Genomic DNA, 17,099 nt, shown 5'->3' on the forward strand with positions numbered 1-17,099 from the left:
GTCCATCAAGACCAGAGAGCACCCGAGGAGCAAGACAATGGAGAGCATTGACATGAGCAAGAAACCGGCCGTCGCCAGCGGCGCCGTCGAGAAGAAGGACTACGGCAGCTTCCTGAAGAACAACATGCGCGAATACGGCATGCTGATGTCACTGGTGGCCATCATGGCCTTCTTCCAGATCATGACCGACGGCACGCTGATGCGTCCGCTGAACCTGACCAATCTGGTCCTGCAGAACAGCTACATCGTCATCATGGCGCTGGGCATGCTGATGGTGATCGTGGCCGGCCACATCGACCTGTCGGTGGGCTCGGTGGTGGGTCTGATCGGCGCACTGGCTGCGGTGCTGATGGTGAACTACGGCTGGGGCTTCGTGCCGGCCTCCATCGTCTGCCTGATCGCCGGTGGCCTGATCGGCGCGGCGCAGGGTTACTGGATCGCCTACTTCAAGATTCCGTCCTTCATCGTCACCCTGGCCGGCATGCTGGTCTTCAAGGGCATGGCACTGGCGCTGCTGCAGGGTCAATCCCTGGGCCCCTTCCCGCAGACCTTCCAGATGCTGTCCTCGGGCTTCATTCCCGAGCTGACCGGCAGCACCACCTTCCGTACCACCTCGCTGGTGGTGGGCGTGGTCGCGGCCGTGGTGCTGATCCTGGTCAAGCTGCATGGCCGCCGCAAACAGACCAAGCACGGTATGGAAGATGAACCGGCGGCATTCTTCCTGCTCAAGAATGGCGTCTTTGCTGCGGCCATCATCGCCTTCAGCTATCTGCTGTCGACCTATCGCGGCATGCCCAACGTGCTCATCATCATGTTCGCGCTGATGGTCTTCTACACCTTCGTCACCAGCCGCACCACCCTGGGCCGTCGCGTCTATGCCGTGGGCGGCAATGAAAAGGCGGCCAAGCTGTCGGGTATCAAGACCGAACGCGTGTCCTTCTTCACCTTCGTCAACATGGGCGTGCTGGCGGCACTGGCCGGTCTGATCTTCGCGGCACGTCTGAACACCGCCACTCCCAAGGCTGGCCTGGGCTTCGAGCTGGACGTGATCGCGGCCTGCTTCATTGGCGGCGCATCGGCCTCGGGCGGCGTGGGCAAGGTCATGGGCGCAGTCATCGGCGCCTTCATCATGGGCGTGATGAACAACGGCATGTCCATCATGGGCATCGGCATCGACTACCAGCAGATGATCAAGGGCCTGGTCCTGCTGATGGCCGTGTGCTTCGACGTCTACAACAAGAACAAGTAATCCGGATCAAGCAAGGCGGGCCTGGCGCCCGCCTTTTGCATTCGGCAGCAAGCGGTTTTCCAGATCCTTCGTTTTCTGTCATTCAGGAATTCAACAATGAGTAGCGACAAAAAAGACAAGAGCCGCACCCTGCGCTCGGCCGGCTGGTTCGGTACCGCCGACAAGAACGGTTTCATGTACCGCAGCTGGATGAAGAACCAGGGCATCCCCGACCACGAGTTCCAGGGCAAGCCAGTCATCGGCATCTGCAACACCTGGTCGGAACTGACGCCCTGCAATGCCCACTTCCGCAAGATCGCCGAACATGTGCGCCGCGGCATCATCGAGGCCGGTGGCTTCCCGGTGGAGTTCCCGGTGTTCTCCAACGGCGAATCCAACCTGCGCCCCACCGCCATGCTGACCCGCAACCTGGCCAGCATGGACGTGGAAGAGTCGATCCGTGGCAATCCCATCGACGCCGTGGTGCTGCTGACCGGCTGCGACAAGACCACCCCGGCCCTGCTGATGGGCGCGGCCAGCTGTGACGTGCCGGCCATCGTCGTGACCGGTGGTCCGATGTTGAACGGCAAGCACCAGGGCCGTGACATCGGGTCGGGCACCGTGGTCTGGCAGTTGTCGGAACAGGTCAAGGCCGGTGAAATCACCATCCACGATTTCATGGCCGCCGAAGCGGGCATGTCGCGTTCGGCGGGTACCTGCAACACCATGGGCACCGCCTCGACCATGGCCTGCATGGCCGAGTCGCTGGGCGTGTCGCTGCCGCACAATGCGGCGATCCCCGCCGTCGATGCGCGCCGCTATGTTCTCGCGCACCTCTCCGGCATGCGCATCGTCGACATGGTCTGGGAAGGCCTGACCCTGTCCAAGATCCTGACCCGCAAGGCTTTCGAGAATGCCATCCGCACCAATGCCGCCATCGGCGGCTCCACCAATGCGGTGATCCACCTCAAGGCCATCGCCGGCCGCATTGGCGTGGATCTGGAACTGGAAGACTGGACCCGCATCGGACGTGGCACCCCGACCATCGTCGATCTGCAACCCTCCGGTCGCTACCTGATGGAAGAGTTCTACTATGCCGGCGGCCTGCCTGCCGTGTTGCGCCGCCTGGGCGAAGCCGACCTGCTGCCGCACAAGGATGCCCTGACCGTCAACGGCCAGACCATGTGGGACAACGTCAAGGACGCCCCGATCTACAACGATGAAGTGGTGCGCCCGCTGGCCAAGCCACTCATCGAAGACGGCGGAATCTGCATCCTGCGCGGCAACCTGGCGCCGCGCGGTGCGGTCCTGAAGCCCTCGGCAGCCACCCCTGAACTGATGAAGCATCGCGGCCGTGCGGTGGTCTTCGAGGACTTCGCTCATTACAAGGAACGCATCAACGATCCCGATCTGGACGTCGATGCCAGCTGCGTGCTGGTGATGAAGAACGTCGGTCCCAAGGGTTACCCCGGCATGGCCGAAGTGGGCAACATGGGCTTGCCGCCCAAAGTGCTGGCCACCGGCGTGAAGGATATGGTCCGCATTTCGGACGCGCGCATGAGCGGCACCGCCTATGGCACCGTGATCCTGCACGTGGCACCGGAAGCCGCTGCCGGCGGCCCGCTGGGCATCGTCCAGGATGGCGACTTCATCGAGCTGGATGCCTACGCAGGCAAGCTGCAGCTGGACATCAGCGAGGAAGAGATGCAGCGCCGCCTGGCTGAGCGCGCCAAGCTGCTGGCCGAACGCAAGCCCGAGATGGTCGGCGGCTACCAGTCCCTGTATGTGGACCGCGTGCTGCAGGCTGACGAAGGTTGCGACTTCGACTTCCTGGTCGGCTGCCGTGGTGCTGCCGTGCCCAAGCATTCGCACTGATCTTCCTCCCCTCATCGTGATGCCGGTGTCGCGCCTTGTGCGCGCACCGGCCAGCAAGGACACTTCATGAGCACTACTCCCCAGAACGTACAACTGGCGCACTTCCCCAGCCTGAAGGGCAAGCGCGTCTTCATCACCGGCGGCGGCACCGGCATCGGTGCGGCCATTGTCGAAGCGTTTGCGCAACAAGGTGCGCACGTGGCCTTCGTCGATATCGCCACCGAGGCCAGCGAAGCGCTGTGCAATGACGTGGCGGCGGCCGGTCACCCCAAGCCGCTGTTCCGTCAATGCGACCTGCGTGACATCCCGGCCTTCCAGGCCACCATCGCCGAGCTGCAAGCGCAACTGGGCGACTTCGACGTGCTGGTCAACAATGCCGCCAATGACCAGCGTCACACGCTGGAAGAAGTGACGCTGGAGTACTGGAACGATCGCATCGCCATCAACCAGCGTCCGTCCTTCTTTGCGGTGCAGTCGGTGGTGGAAGGCATGAAGCGCCGTGGCGGCGGTTCCATCATCAACTTCAGCTCCATCAGCTGGCATCAGTCCAGTGGCGGCTTCCCGGTCTACACCACGGCCAAGGCCTCGACTCTGGGCCTGACACGCGGCCTGGCGCGCGACCTCGGTCCGCACAAGATCCGCGTCAATACCGTGACACCGGGCTGGGTCATGACCGAACGCCAGATCAAGCTGTGGCTGGATGAAGAGGGCAAGAAGGCGATCGCCCGCAACCAGTGCCTGCAGGGCGATCTGCTGCCCTGGCACCTGGCGCGCATGGTGCTGTTCCTGGCCGCCGACGATAGCGCCATGTGCACCGCGCAGGAATTCATCGTCGACGCCGGTTGGGTGTGACAGGTTTGACGAAGCGCGCCTGCGCTGCGGACCAGAAAGAGTCGCCCAATGGCGACTCTTTTTTTTGCGCAAATTTTGCGCAAACGCTAAAAGAGTTTGGAAGCGGGAGGTAACCTGGAGAGTTTCCGGAAAAAGCTGTATGACAGCTTGAAAAAACTTAGTTTTTTGCGCGCGTGGGGTGTTGTTTTTTAGCCGCGTTTTTTAAAGTTTTTTTGCGGTGTGATTTTGTTTTTGGTGCCGCGTTGTCGCCCGATTTCAGAGAGTCTTACGTTACCTTACATTTCTTAATAAAACTCGGCGCAGAAAACCGACCCCGGCATGGCACATGCCCGGGCAGGCGGGGAATCAGTAAATCATTTTCGCCACTTCGCGGATGGCCTGCAGGACCAGGTTGGCCCCGGGCGAGAGCAGGTTGTCCTGGCGCGTGATGATGCCGAAGCCGGCCATGCGGCAGGGCAGTTCGATGGGCAGGATATCCATCAGGCGTGCCTGGGTGTAGTAGCGTGCCACTTCGGTGGGCATCGCGTAGATGAAATCGGTCTGCTGCAACAGGCTGGTGATGAAGAGGATGGCGGTGGTGTCGACCACGTTGGAGGGCGGCGCCAGGCCTTGCTCACGGAACATCTGGTCGCAGCGTGCCCGCAGGATGCTGCCCTTGGGCGCCATGATCCAGGCTTCGCTGGCCAGGTCAGCCAGGCTCAGGTCGGTACGGGTGTGGAAGGGATGGCCCACGCGGGCCACGGCGCACACCGGCTCGTCGGCCAGCTCTTCATAGAGCAGGCCGCCACGGGCTTCTTCGTCCAGGATGCGACCGATGATGAAGTCCAGCTCCCCGTGCAGCAGGCGCGAGAGCAGGATGTTGCTGCTTTCCACCTCTACGCCGATGCGCAACATCGGCGCCTGTTCCTTGACCCGTGCGATGGCCGGAGGCAGCAGAGCCATGCCCGGCGAGAGGATCACGCCCACGTCGACCTGGCCGGAGAGGCCCGATTTCAGGGCCACGATGTCTTCATGCGCCTTGGACAGGCTGGTCAGGGCCATGCGCGCATGGCGGATCATGGCCTCGCCATAGATGGTGGGCCGCATGCCGCGCGGCAGGCGCTCGAACAGGGACACGCCCAGCATGTCCTCGAGGTCCTTGAGTTGCTTGGAAGCAGCCGGCTGCGTCATGTTCAGCTCGCTGGCGGCGCGGTGGATGTTGCGGGTGTCGTCGAGAGCGATCAGCAGAAGCAGCTGACGGGTCTTCAATCGCGCCCGCAGAAACCAGTTCGGGTCACTGTTTTTCATAAGTCTCCGGGGACGGTTTTTAGAACCCATTTCGTAAATAGGCACTCACGCCCATTTACGAAATGGGTTCTAAATTTTATCAATCGTTTTTTATTAGGAATTGATGATATCAAATCGCATATCGGAATTGCTAAAGATTTCATTGGAAAGACATGAACTGAATACTTAGTATCTAGCCACATTCCGGGCTGTACAGGAGACAACCAGCGCAGCTACGGGATGAAAGAGAAGACGGTCGGGCAGCATCAAAACAACAAGTTGGGAGACTGTCAGGGGTCCGTCAGGACCCAGGGGTCTGAAGTGCAACGCTGCACGGCCAAGCCCACCGACGAAAAAAATTTTAAACGGCAATATCCACGGAGACTATTCATGAAGCAAGTGAAGCCATCCTTTATTGGAGCAAAGACCCTGTGCGCGCTGGCGCTCATGGGAGCGTTCTCGGCACAGGCGCAGGCGCAAAGCAGTGTCACCATTTACGGCCGTGTCGTGGCCGGTGTCGACTTCCAGACCAATGCCGGTACCAACGGTCAAGGTTCCAAGTGGAGCGCCGCCAACAATCAATGGGGCACCAGCATGATCGGCTTCAAGGGCACGGAAGACCTGGGCGGCGGTAACAATGCCTTCTTCCTGATCGAATCCGGTTTCAATTCGACCAAGGGCGCCCTCAACGGCACCGACACCAGCAACAATGCCCTGTTCAACCGTCGTTCCTACGTCGGTCTGTCCTCGGCCACCGCCGGTTCCATCAAGTTCGGCAAGAACCTGTTCATCAACAATGACATCTGGTATCTGGATCCGACCGGCCAGCAAGCCATCGGTACCGTGACCCTGGTCAACGGCCGCAACTGGCCGGGTGCTTCCAACATCATCGAGTACAACAGCCCCGACATGGCTGGTTTCACCGTCAATCTGCAGACCAGCCTGGGTGAAAAGGCCGGTTCGTTCAACGGCGGCGTGACCAACACTGGCAACAGCGATGGTCGCAAGGACGGCATCTCGGTGGCCTACCAGAAGAACGGCCTGGAACTGCGCGCCATCTATGACGTGATCCGTGATTCCAACGGTGACTACACCAACGTCTGGAGCCACTCCAAGGAACTGATCCTGGGCGGTACCTACAAGATCGACAAGCTCAAGATGTTCGTCGGCTACGAAAACCTGCGTGCGCCCAATGCCGCGGCAGGTGCCCCGAGCCGTGCCAACCAGTACTGGATCGGCGCCAACTATGACGTGACCTCGCAACTGCAACTGGTCGCTTCCTGGTTCCACGTCAATGCCAACAACGCTTCGGTCAGTTCTTCCGGCGTGGGCAATGGCGGCGGCACGGCCAACCTGTACATGGCTGGCGTGAACTACTTCCTGTCCAAGCGTACCCTGCTGTACGTCGACGTGGGCACCGTGCGTAACGGCACTGGCGCTGGTCACGTCCTGGAAAATGGTGCCGACAACGGCGTTTCCGGCTTGAAGCAGACTGGTGGTTACTTCGGTATCGCCCACTCGTTCTGATGTAACGAACAGCAGTATCTGTAATCCTTCCTGAGGTGGTCTTGATGTAGTTGAGGGTGGGCGCAAGCCCACCCTTTTTTGTCTTGGTGGTGCATGGTTGATTGCGCCATTCAAACTATCTATATTGTTTATTTAATTTATTTCATTTTTTTTCATTTTTTTTTCATTTTTTCATTTTTTCATTTTTTCATTTTTTCATTTATTTGATTTGCAGGCGGAACCCCGATGAATGCGCAATTGCTGGTTGACGGACATCATGAACTGGGCGAAGGAGTGCTCTGGTGCGAGCGCTCGCAGACGGTCTTCTGGACCGATATCCACGCATCCCGCTTGTGGAACCATGATCCGGCCAGTGGTGCCACGCGCAGCTGGGGCATGCCGGAACGCCTGTGCTGCTTTGCCTTCACGGCCGAAGCGCAGCGTCTTCTGATCGGACTGGAATCGCGCCTGGCCTTCTTCGACCTGAACACCGGCAGCATCAGTCCGATCTGCCGCATCGAAGGCGATCTGCCGACCACGCGCCTCAACGATGGCCGCTGCGACCGCCAGGGCCGTTTCGTTTTCGGGACCTTGAATGAAGACGCCGGCCGCGCGCCCATCGCCAGCTTCTATCGCTTGAATGCCGACCTGAGTCTGGAACGCCTGGCCCTGCCCGGCATCGCCATTTCCAACAGCATCTGCTTCAGCCTCGATGGCAGGCTGATGTATCACTGCGACTCCATGGCCGGCAAGATCATGGTGTGTGACTACGACACCGACAGCGGCGCCGTCTCCAATGCGCGCCTCTTCGCCGATCTGTCCGGGCAGCCGGGTGGCCCCGATGGTTCCACCGTCGACGCCGATGGTTACGTCTGGAACGCCCAGTGGGGTGGCGCGCGCGTGGTGCGGTTTGCCCCTGACGGCAGGATCGACCGCATCATCGATGTGCCCACCGCACAGCCGTCCTGCGTGGCGTTCGGCGGTGCCGACTTTGCTACCCTGTTCGTGACCACCGCCCACGAAGGCATGAGCGCCGGACAACGCGCCCAAGACAAGCTGGCCGGTGCCTTGTTCAGCGTGCCGTTGCCTGGTGTGCGCGGCCTGCCGGAAGTGCGCTTCGCCGGCTGAGGCCTTGCCTCGGGTCCGTCCTCAGGACCCGAAACTTGAATCCCCCATCAGCCGCGACAGCCGCGCCGAGATTTCCTGGACGATCCCTTGCACCTCGTCCAGGCTGGGATTGACCTTCTTGTCGATGCGTTCGATATAGGGCACGTTCAGTGCCGCCAGCATGCGGTCGTTGGCGCCCATGACCGGATAGGACAGGTTGATCACCCCCCGGATCTGGCGGCTTTCCATGCGCGAGTGACCGCGTTTGCGCGTGTCCTCGATCTGGCGCATCAACTGCGCCGTCTCGATTTCCTGTTCACCATCCATGCGCACGTGCGCAGCCAGCATGCTGGCGCGCTCGGCCTGGTCGCGAAACGCCAGCAGCACATGGCCCGAGGCGGTATCGGTCAGGCTCACTAGCGCACCGACCTTCAGCCCGAAGGCCCAGCGCTCGGGACTGTCGACCTGTGCCACCACGATCACCCGACCGGCTTCATAGACCGTCAGATGGGTCGACTGCATCGAGCGATTGGCCAGCTCGCGCATGTGGGGCAGGGCAGTGCTGACCAGCGAGCGGATCGGTTGATGATGGTGCGCCAGTTCAAACAGTTTCAGCGAGAGCCGGTAATGGTCGTTGTCAGCCACCAGATAGCCGCGCTGTTCCAGCGTGACCACCATGCGGAAGATCTCGTTGACGCTGCGCCCCAGTTGCCGGGAAATCTGGTTCAGGGTCAGCATCTGCTCCGAGCGGCTCAGCAACTCCAGGATGTCCAGGCCCTTGTCCAGCGCCGGCGCGGCGTAGCGCGTCTTGCCACTGGCGCTTTCCTCCTCGTGGTCGGTGGCGGTCTGCACGGCAGGGGCTTCGGCGGGATGGAGTTTCCGGGTTCTGGGCATGGCGTTCTGGTGCAATGGTCGCAAGATCGCAAAAGCGGGCGGTTGATGGGGCCGGATTGTAGGGGATTTTGATGAAAAAACCATTTTATTTGTAAAATAAATTTTCATGAATGACCTCTTGATGCGGCATCGTCATCACGAAATCGATATCGATCCGCGCGGAAACTTCATCGGGCCAGCCCTGCATTGGGAGGATAATCAGGGTTATGCTCTGTCACTCACAGATGAAATGAAATTTTATTTGTGAGAGAAATCAAAAAAAGGGGCCCGGCCCCGGAGACGATCACCCTGGGCCGTCCGCCACGGACCGCCCGGCCGACGGCAGCCCCTTGGCGCCCCGGCATCCACGTTAGAGACTGATGACCAAGATCACTGCCCTGCGCGTGCTGGACGTGCGCTTTCCTACTTCGCAATCGCTGGATGGGTCCGATGCGATGAATCCGGATCCGGATTATTCGGCCGCCTATGTCATCCTCGACACCGACAATGAACAACTCAAGGGTCACGGCCTGACCTTCACCATCGGCCGTGGCAACGAGATCTGCTGCGCCGCCATCCGTGCCATGGAGCACCTGGTGGTGGGCCTGGAGCTGGACTGGATTGCCGCCGACATGGGGCGCTTCTGGCGCCATGTCACCTCCGACAGTCAGCTGCGCTGGATCGGTCCGGACAAGGGGGCCATCCACCTGGCTACCGGCGCGGTGGTCAATGCCGCCTGGGACCTGTGGGCCAAGGCGGTCGGCAAGCCGGTGTGGAAACTGGTGGCCGACATGACGCCCGAGGAGCTGGTGCGCACCATCGACTTCCGCTACATCACCGATTGCATCACCCCGGACGAAGCGCTGGCGCTGCTGCGCGCAAAAGAGGCCGGCAAGGCCGAGCGCCTGCGCACGCTGGAACAGGAAGGCTATCCCTGCTACACCACCTCGGCCGGATGGCTCGGCTATGACGACGCCAAGCTGCGGCGACTGTGCCAGGAAGCCGTCGACCAGGGCTTCAACTACGTCAAGCTCAAGGTTGGCCGCGATCTCGAAGACGACAAGCGGCGCGTGCGCATCGCCCGTGAAGTGTTGGGGCCGGAGCGCAATCTGATGATCGATGCCAATCAGGTCTGGGAAGTGGATCAGGCCATCGACTGGGTCAATCAACTGGCCTTCGCGCAACCGTGGTTCATCGAGGAACCGACCAGCCCGGATGACGTGGAAGGCCATCGCAAGATCCGCGCGGGTATCGGTGCGGTCAAGGTCGCTACCGGCGAGATGTGCCAGAACCGCGTGCTCTTCAAGCAGTTCATCATGCGCGATGCCATCGATGTGGTGCAGATCGACTCCTGTCGCCTGGGCGGCGTCAATGAAATCCTGGCCGTCATGCTCATGGCCGCCAAGTACGGCAAGGTCGTCTGCCCGCATGCCGGTGGCGTGGGCCTGTGCGAATATGTGCAGCACCTGTCGATGATCGACTACCTCTGCATTTCCGGCAGCAAGGACGGGCGCGTGACCGAATACGTGGACCACCTGCACGAGCACTTCGTCGATCCCTGCGTGATCCGCAACGCGGCCTACATGCCGCCCGCCTTGCCGGGGTTTTCGATCGAAATGAAGCCTGCTTCACTGGAGCAGTACCGCTTCCGGGATTAAGGCAGACATTGCCATTGCAAGATGAACGAAAAGAACGAAAACGGAGACTGATGTGGATTTGAACCTGCAAGAGAAGGTAGTCATCGTGACCGGTGGCGCCTCCGGCATCGGCGGAGCGATCAGCCTGCAGCTGGCGGCCGAGGGCGCCATTCCGGTGGTGTTTGCGCGCAGCGCACCGGAGCCGCAGTTCTGGAGCCGCCTGACCGGTCTGCAGTCGCTTGCCGCCCTGTTCCGGCTGGAATTGCAGGACGAGGCAGCCTGCGGCGAGGCCGTTGCCGAGACCGTGCGGCGCTTCGGCCGTCTCGATGGACTGGTCAACAATGCCGGGGTCAACGACAGTGTGGGTCTGGATGCCGGGCGCAATGAATTTGTCGCCTCGCTGGAGCGTAACCTGATCCACTATTACGTGATGGCGCATTATTGCGTGCCCCACCTCAAGGCCACGCGCGGTGCCATCCTCAATGTCTCCTCCAAGACGGCCGTCACGGGGCAGGGCAATACCAGCGGCTATTGCGCATCGAAGGGCGCGCAATTGTCGCTCACGCGCGAATGGGCCGCCGCTCTGCGCGACGATGGCGTGCGCGTCAATGCCCTCATCCCTGCCGAAGTGATGACCCCGCTCTACGAGAAATGGATCGCCACCTTCGAGCAGCCCCAGGAGAAACTCGATGCCATCACCAGCAAGATCCCGCTGGGCAAGCGTTTCACCACCTCTGAGGAAATGGCCGACATGGCGGTGTTCCTGCTCTCGGGACGTTCCTCGCATACCACCGGGCAATGGGTCTTCGTCGATGGGGGCTATACCCATCTCGACCGCGCCCTGACCTGAGGCCGCCATGCGTACCGTTCTGGCCCTGGATCTCAAGGATGACCCCGCGCTCATCGCCGAGTATGAACAGCATCACCGCCGCATCTGGCCCGAGATCGCCACGCATCTGCACCAGCAGGGCGTAACCGGCATGGAAATCTATCGCCTGGGTACACGCATGGTGATGGTGATGGAAACCGATGACGCCGTCTTCGATGCCGCCGCCATGGCGCAAGCCAGCCAGAGCGACCCCAGGGTCCGCGCGTGGGAAGAACTGATGTGGCGCTTCCAGGCGCCCACGCCATGGACCCCGGCCGGAGAGAAATGGGTGCCGATGACCCGCATCTTCGACCTGGCCGCGCAGCAGGATTGAGTGTGCGCGACGGCAAGGTCCGGTGAGGGCCAGTCAATGGCTTTCCAGGTTTTTCGCAAGACGGTAGAGTAAGCAGTACGCCATTCAGGCAGCACCGAAAAACAGCGACCGCAGAGTCGTGCAAACGATGGTCAGGAGCCAATCCGGCCAGCAGTGCATCCACATCCGAGGTGAGCATGCAGCAAGAACACGAGACACAAGCCCGCGCAGCGGCGACGGCATCGGCCACACCGGTGATCGCCCTGCGCAACGTCAGCAAGCGCTTTCCGGGCGTGCTGGCGCTGGATAATTGCCAGTTCGAACTGGTGGCCGGCGAGGTCCACGCCCTGATGGGCGAGAACGGCGCCGGCAAGTCCACATTGATGAAGATCCTCTCCGGCGTCTATCAGCGTGACAGCGGCGACATCCTGCTTGACGGCAAGCCGGTGGACATCCGCGAACCGCGCCAGGCCCAGGCCCTGGGCATCGGCATCATCCATCAGGAACTGAACCTGATGAACCACCTTTCCGCCGCCCAGAACATCTTCATCGGTCGCGAACCGCGCAAGGGCTTCGGCCTCATCATCGATGAAGACCAGTTGAACCGCCAGGCCGCCGCCATCTTCTCCCGCATGCGCCTGGACATGGACCCGCGTACGCCGGTGGGCGAATTGAGCGTGGCCCGCCAGCAGATGGTGGAGATCGCCAAAGCGCTGTCCTTCGATTCGCGCGTGCTCATCATGGATGAACCGACGGCGGCTCTGAACAATGCCGAGATCGCCGAGCTCTTCCGCATCATCCGCGACCTGCAGGCGCAGGGCGTGGGCATCGTCTACATCTCGCACAAGATGGACGAATTGCGTCAGATCGCCGATCGCGTCAGCGTCATGCGCGATGGCAAGTACATCGCCACCGTGCCGATGCAGGGCACCTCCATGGATACCATCATCTCCATGATGGTGGGCCGCGCCCTCGATGGCGAACAGCGCATGCCGCCCGATACTTCCGGCAATGAAGTGGTGCTGGAAGTGCGCGGCTTGAATCGTGGTCGCGCCATCCGCGACGTCAGCTTCAAGCTGCGCCGGGGCGAGATCCTCGGGTTCGCCGGACTCATGGGCGCGGGCCGCACGGAAGTGGCGCGCGCCATCTTCGGCGCCGATCCGCTGGAGTCGGGCGAGATCATCATCCACGGCGGCAAGGCGGTGATCCGCCAACCCGCCGATGCGGTCGCGCATGGCATCGGTTATCTGTCGGAAGACCGCAAGCATTTCGGACTGGCCGTGGGCATGGACGTGCAGGCCAATATCGCGCTCTCCAGCATGGGCCGTTTTACCAGAGCGGGCTTCATGGACCAGCGTGCCATCCGTGACGCAGCGCAGGGCTATGTGCGCCAGCTGGCCATCAAGACACCCTCGGTGCAACAGCAGGCGCGCCTGCTCTCGGGCGGCAACCAGCAGAAGATCGTGATCGCCAAGTGGCTGCTGCGCGACTGCGACATCCTGTTCTTCGACGAGCCCACACGCGGCATCGACATCGGCGCCAAGAGCGAGATCTACAAACTGCTCGATGCCCTGGCCGAACAGGGCAAGGCCATCGTGATGATTTCCTCCGAACTGCCCGAGGTGCTGCGCATGAGCCACCGCATCCTGGTCATGTGCGAAGGCCGCATCACCGGTGAGCTCGCGCGCGCCGAGGCCACGCAGGAAAACATCATGCAGCTGGCCACGCAGCGCGCGTCGGCCCTGGCGTAACAAGACCGGCCGCGCATCCAGACCCTACAAGAGAGACAGACCGATCATGGCAAACAATATCCACTCCGCCACCTCCGCATCCACCATGACCAACAACGCTTCCCCCACGGGCCTGCGCGCCCGCCTGTTCAACCCGGCGGCGCGCCAGAAACTGCTGGCCTTTGCCAGTCTGATGCTGATGATCCTGTTCTTCAGCTTCGCCTCGCCCAACTTCATGGAGGTGGACAACCTGGTCAGCATCCTGCAATCCACCGCCGTCAACGGTGTGCTGGCCATTGCCTGTACCTACGTCATCATCACCTCCGGCATCGACCTCTCGGTGGGGACCATGATGACCTTCTGCGCCGTCATGGCCGGCGTGGTGCTGACCAACTGGGGCATGCCGCTGCCGCTGGGCATCGCAGCGGCCATCTTCTTCGGCGCACTCTCGGGCTGGGTCTCGGGCATGGTGATCGCCAAGCTCAAGGTGCCGCCCTTCATCGCCACGCTGGGCATGATGATGTTGTTGAAGGGTCTGTCGCTGGTGATTTCCGGTACCCGTCCGATCTATTTCAACGATACCGAGGGCTTCTCGTCCATCGCCCAGGATTCACTCATCGGCGACCTGATCCCTTCGCTGCCGATTCCCAACGCCGTGCTGATCCTCTTCATCGTGGCCATCGGCGCCTCCATCATCCTCAACAAGACCGTCTTCGGCCGCTATACCTTTGCGCTGGGCAGCAACGAGGAAGCGCTGCGCCTGTCGGGCGTGAAGGTGGATTTCTGGAAGGTGGCGGTCTACACCTTCTCGGGGGCCATCTGCGGCATTGCCGGACTCATCATCGCGTCCCGCCTCAATTCGGCGCAGCCCGCTCTGGGCCAGGGTTACGAGCTCGATGCGATTGCCGCCGTGGTGATCGGTGGTACTTCGCTCTCGGGCGGTACCGGCACCATCCTGGGGACCATCATCGGCGCCTTCATCATGAGCGTGCTGGTCAATGGCCTGCGCATCATGTCGGTGGCGCAGGAGTGGCAGACGGTGGTCACCGGCGTGATCATCATCCTGGCCGTGTATCTGGATATTCTGCGGCGCCGCCGTGCCTGAGCCAGGGCGCAAGCGCATGACATGATTTAAACGTAGCAACGCAAGCCCCGCCGGAAGCGCCATTTCCGGCACTCCATCATCGATAACAAAAGGAGACGTACCGTGTTCAAGAACAAGTTACTGGCCGCTGCCCTGGGTCTGGCCTTCGCCGTCGGCACTTCGGCTGCGCAGGCGCAGGAAATCTATGTGCCGCTCATTTCCAAGGGCTTCCAGCACCAGTTCTGGCAGGCCGTCAAAGCCGGTGCCGACCAGGCCGGCCGCGACCTGAAGGTGAAGGTCACCTTCGAAGGTCCGGAAACCGAAGCCATGGTCGACAAGCAGATCGACATGCTCTCCGCCGCCCTGGCCAAGAAGCCGCAGGCCATCGGCTTTGCCGCCCTGGACAGCAAGGCCGCCATCCCCCTGCTGAAGAAGGCACAAGCCGCCAAGATCCCGGTGGTGGCCTTTGACTCGGGCGTGGACAGCGACATCCCCGTCACCACCGCCACCACTGACAACCGCGCCGCCGCGGCCCTGGCCGCCGACAAGATGGCCGAGCTCATCGGCAAGGAAGGTGAAGTCGCCGTGGTCGCGCACGACCAGACCAGCCGTACCGGTGTGGACCGCCGCGATGGCTTCCTGGAGCGCATCAAGTCCAGCTATCCCAAGATCAAGGTGGTCAGCGTGCAATACGGCGCGGGCGACCAGCTCAAGTCCACCGAAGTGACCAAGTCCATCCTGCAGGCTTATCCCAAGATCAAGGGCATCTTCGGTACCAACGAAGGTTCGGCCATCGGCGTGGTCAATGGCGTGAGGGAGATGAAGCGCAAGATCATCATCATCGGCTATGACTCCGGCAAGCAGCAGACGGATGCGATCCGCGAAGGCATCATGGCCGGCGCCATCACCCAGAACCCGGTGGGCATCGGCTACAAGACCGTGGAAGCGGCGGTCAAGGCGATCAAGGGCGAGAAGCTGCCCAAGATCATCGATACCGGTTTCTACTGGTACGACAAGAGCAACATCGACGATCCCAAGATCAAGGCCGTGCTGTACGACTGATCGGATCTTGCGTTCACCGGTTTCCCCGGCAGGGTCCGGGGAGATCAGGGACGCCGCGCGCTTGCGGCGCCCGCGTTGTTCATTTCCCGTTCCCGCGTTTTTCAGCCAGAAAAAAACCGGGAAATGTGGATGCCCTCATTCTCCTCCCCCTCCCGAGACTGCATCATGAAACCCCTCCGCATCGACGCTCATCAGCATTTCTGGCGCTATCGCGCCGACGACTATCCCTGGATCGGCAAGGGCATGGAACTGCTGGCCTGTGATCGCCTGCCCGGGCAACTGCATCCGGTCCTGGCGGCCGAAGGCTTGCAGGGCTCGATTGCCGTGCAGGCCCGCGCCGGACGCGAAGAAACCGGCTTCCTGCTGGATCTGGCGCGCGCCGACCATCGCATTGCCGGTGTGGTGGGCTGGGAAGACATCTCTTCGCCCCACCTGGCCGCCAATGTGGCGCAGTGGGGGCGGGACAAGCTGGTCGGACTGCGTCACCAGATCCAGGATGAAGCCGACGTCACGGCCTTCGTCGAGGCCCCGGCCTTCAATGCCGGCATCCGATGGTTGCAGCAGCAGGGACTGGTCTATGACGTGCTGGTCCACGCCAGGCAGATGCCGGAGGTGCAGGCTTTCTGCGCACGCCATGACCGCCACTGGCTGGTGCTGGATCACCTGGGCAAGCCGGCCCTGGCGGATTTCGGGCGAAATGAAGCTTCCTTCAGTGACTGGAAACGCCAGTTGCGTGCACTGGCCGCCATGCCGCATGTGGCCTGCAAGTTGTCGGGGCTGGTAACCGAGGCGGATTGGCTGCGCGGATTGCGACAGAAGGATTACGACAATATCGTGTTGTGCCTGGATACCGCGCTGGAAGCTTTCGGGCCGCAGCGCCTGATGTTCGGCTCGGACTGGCCGGTGTGCCTGCTGGCCGCTTCCTATGCCACGGTGGCCGGCGTGCTGCGCGAGTGGGCGGCCACCCGTCTGTCGGAAGCGCAAAGCGAACAGCTATGGGGCGCGACGGCGGCGCGCTGCTACGGCTTGTAAGTCAGGCAAGGGCACAGCCGCCCTTGAGCACGGCGGCTGTGCACGTCAGCGCGTGAAACCGTTGAAGGCCACGTGCAGCATGTATTTCACGATCTCGTCATCGCTCATCTTGCTGAACTTCTGCAGGTAATCCACCGCCGGGTCACAGGTGCGTGCGTAGTAGCTGTACAACACCACGTCGCTGGGCAGGGCGGCATCGAGCTCCCCATTCTTCTGCGCTTCCTTCACCAGCTTTTCCAGCTGGCCGTTGAGCTTGAGCACGCGCATGACGTACTTGACGTTGCGCATGAGCATCTCGCGCACATGCGCGCTGGTGGACGGCAGGAACGGCAGTCCGCCCTCCAGCCGCACCCGCAGCGCCCATTCCAGCATCGCTTCGAGCTTGCCGCGCGGGCTGGCGATGTGTTCGAGCTCCGCCAGCTGGTCGATGGCACCATCGATGAGGCGCAGCATGGTCTCGCCGATCAGCTCTTCCTTGGACTTGAAATGCTTGTACAGGCTGGGTTTGGAGATACCCACCGCACCAGCCACATCGTCCATGGTCATCAGGTCATAGCCCTTGCTGCCCAGTACCGACGTGGCCGCATCTAGGATGGCGTTTTCCCGTAATTTGAAGGCTTGGTCCTTGAAGCTCAGTTTGCCGAAAATACTCATTGGTAGTTTAAG

The 17,099-nt window shown here is 61.6% G+C and carries 16 protein-coding genes; 13 read left to right on the forward strand and 3 right to left on the reverse strand.

What is annotated here, in order from left to right:
* The first annotated feature begins 37 nt into the window (after positions 1-37).
* From mmsB to HWE01_RS15245, 3 genes are all read left to right on the forward strand, one after another.
* Positions 38-1,249 (forward strand): multiple monosaccharide ABC transporter permease, encoded by a 1,212-nt coding sequence (gene mmsB, locus HWE01_RS15235; RefSeq protein ID WP_008326082.1) that lies wholly within the window; start codon positions 38-40, stop codon positions 1,247-1,249.
* Between the two features lie 96 nt (positions 1,250-1,345).
* Positions 1,346-3,103 carry an IlvD/Edd family dehydratase gene (locus HWE01_RS15240; protein WP_008326085.1) on the forward strand — a complete coding sequence of 586 codons (1,758 nt, stop codon included), beginning with the start codon at positions 1,346-1,348 and terminating at the stop codon, positions 3,101-3,103.
* Between the two features lie 66 nt (positions 3,104-3,169).
* Positions 3,170-3,955 (forward strand): SDR family NAD(P)-dependent oxidoreductase, encoded by a 786-nt coding sequence (locus tag HWE01_RS15245; protein ID WP_175342779.1) that lies wholly within the window; start codon positions 3,170-3,172, stop codon positions 3,953-3,955.
* A 345-nt stretch (positions 3,956-4,300) separates the two neighbouring features.
* Here the strand turns inward: HWE01_RS15245 and HWE01_RS15250 are convergent, their stop codons facing one another.
* Positions 4,301-5,242, reverse strand: coding sequence for a LysR family transcriptional regulator (locus HWE01_RS15250; RefSeq protein ID WP_008326088.1), 942 nt, complete (start codon positions 5,240-5,242; stop codon positions 4,301-4,303).
* A gap of 369 nt (positions 5,243-5,611) precedes the next feature.
* On the opposite strand from HWE01_RS15250, the gene HWE01_RS15255 reads away from it, so the two are divergent.
* Together HWE01_RS15255 and HWE01_RS15260 are read left to right on the forward strand one after the other, a co-directional pair.
* Positions 5,612-6,748: a porin gene (locus HWE01_RS15255; protein ID WP_241822244.1), complete on the forward strand. Its 1,137-nt coding sequence runs from the start codon at positions 5,612-5,614 to the stop codon at positions 6,746-6,748.
* A 225-nt stretch (positions 6,749-6,973) separates the two neighbouring features.
* Positions 6,974-7,855 (forward strand): SMP-30/gluconolactonase/LRE family protein, encoded by an 882-nt coding sequence (locus HWE01_RS15260; protein WP_241822245.1) that lies wholly within the window; start codon positions 6,974-6,976, stop codon positions 7,853-7,855.
* Between the two features lie 21 nt (positions 7,856-7,876).
* Here the strand turns inward: HWE01_RS15260 and HWE01_RS15265 are convergent, their stop codons facing one another.
* Complete coding sequence (locus tag HWE01_RS15265) at positions 7,877-8,728, reverse strand: IclR family transcriptional regulator (RefSeq protein ID WP_241822246.1); 852 nt, start codon at positions 8,726-8,728, stop codon at positions 7,877-7,879.
* Positions 8,729-8,834: 106 nt separating this feature from the next.
* Between HWE01_RS15265 and HWE01_RS15270 the strand changes: the two genes are divergently transcribed.
* The 8 genes from HWE01_RS15270 (at position 8,835) to HWE01_RS15305 (ending at position 16,433) form a co-directional block, all read left to right on the forward strand.
* Entirely contained in the window at positions 8,835-8,975 is a 141-nt protein-coding gene (locus HWE01_RS15270; protein ID WP_241822247.1) for a hypothetical protein, read from the forward strand.
* Between the two features lie 112 nt (positions 8,976-9,087).
* Positions 9,088-10,365, forward strand: coding sequence for an L-fuconate dehydratase (locus tag HWE01_RS15275; RefSeq protein ID WP_241822248.1), 1,278 nt, complete (start codon positions 9,088-9,090; stop codon positions 10,363-10,365).
* A gap of 52 nt (positions 10,366-10,417) precedes the next feature.
* Complete coding sequence (locus HWE01_RS15280) at positions 10,418-11,194, forward strand: SDR family oxidoreductase (RefSeq protein WP_241822249.1); 777 nt, start codon at positions 10,418-10,420, stop codon at positions 11,192-11,194.
* A gap of 7 nt (positions 11,195-11,201) precedes the next feature.
* Positions 11,202-11,546 carry an L-rhamnose mutarotase gene (locus tag HWE01_RS15285; protein ID WP_008326131.1) on the forward strand — a complete coding sequence of 115 codons (345 nt, stop codon included), beginning with the start codon at positions 11,202-11,204 and terminating at the stop codon, positions 11,544-11,546.
* Positions 11,547-11,722: 176 nt separating this feature from the next.
* On the forward strand, positions 11,723-13,276 hold the full coding sequence (locus tag HWE01_RS15290; RefSeq protein ID WP_241822250.1) for a sugar ABC transporter ATP-binding protein: 1,554 nt from the start codon (positions 11,723-11,725) through the stop codon (positions 13,274-13,276).
* An 85-nt stretch (positions 13,277-13,361) separates the two neighbouring features.
* A complete protein-coding gene (locus HWE01_RS15295; protein ID WP_369770080.1) occupies positions 13,362-14,360 on the forward strand; it encodes an ABC transporter permease in 999 nt (332 codons plus the stop codon).
* 102 nt (positions 14,361-14,462) lie between these two features.
* Entirely contained in the window at positions 14,463-15,401 is a 939-nt protein-coding gene (locus HWE01_RS15300) for an ABC transporter substrate-binding protein (protein ID WP_008326152.1), read from the forward strand.
* A 165-nt stretch (positions 15,402-15,566) separates the two neighbouring features.
* The gene (locus HWE01_RS15305) at positions 15,567-16,433 is read left to right on the forward strand and encodes an L-fucono-1,5-lactonase (RefSeq protein WP_241822251.1); all 867 of its coding nucleotides are present in this window, start codon (positions 15,567-15,569) and stop codon (positions 16,431-16,433) included.
* A gap of 45 nt (positions 16,434-16,478) precedes the next feature.
* Here the strand turns inward: HWE01_RS15305 and HWE01_RS15310 are convergent, their stop codons facing one another.
* Positions 16,479-17,087, reverse strand: a complete 609-nt coding sequence (locus HWE01_RS15310) for a TetR/AcrR family transcriptional regulator (RefSeq protein WP_008326155.1) — start codon at positions 17,085-17,087, stop codon at positions 16,479-16,481.
* Between the last annotated feature and the right edge of the window lie 12 nt (positions 17,088-17,099).

It is taken from the genome of Herbaspirillum sp. C7C8, assembly GCF_022627875.1.
In the GTDB taxonomy this organism is placed as follows: Bacteria; Pseudomonadota; Gammaproteobacteria; order Burkholderiales; family Burkholderiaceae_D; genus Herbaspirillum.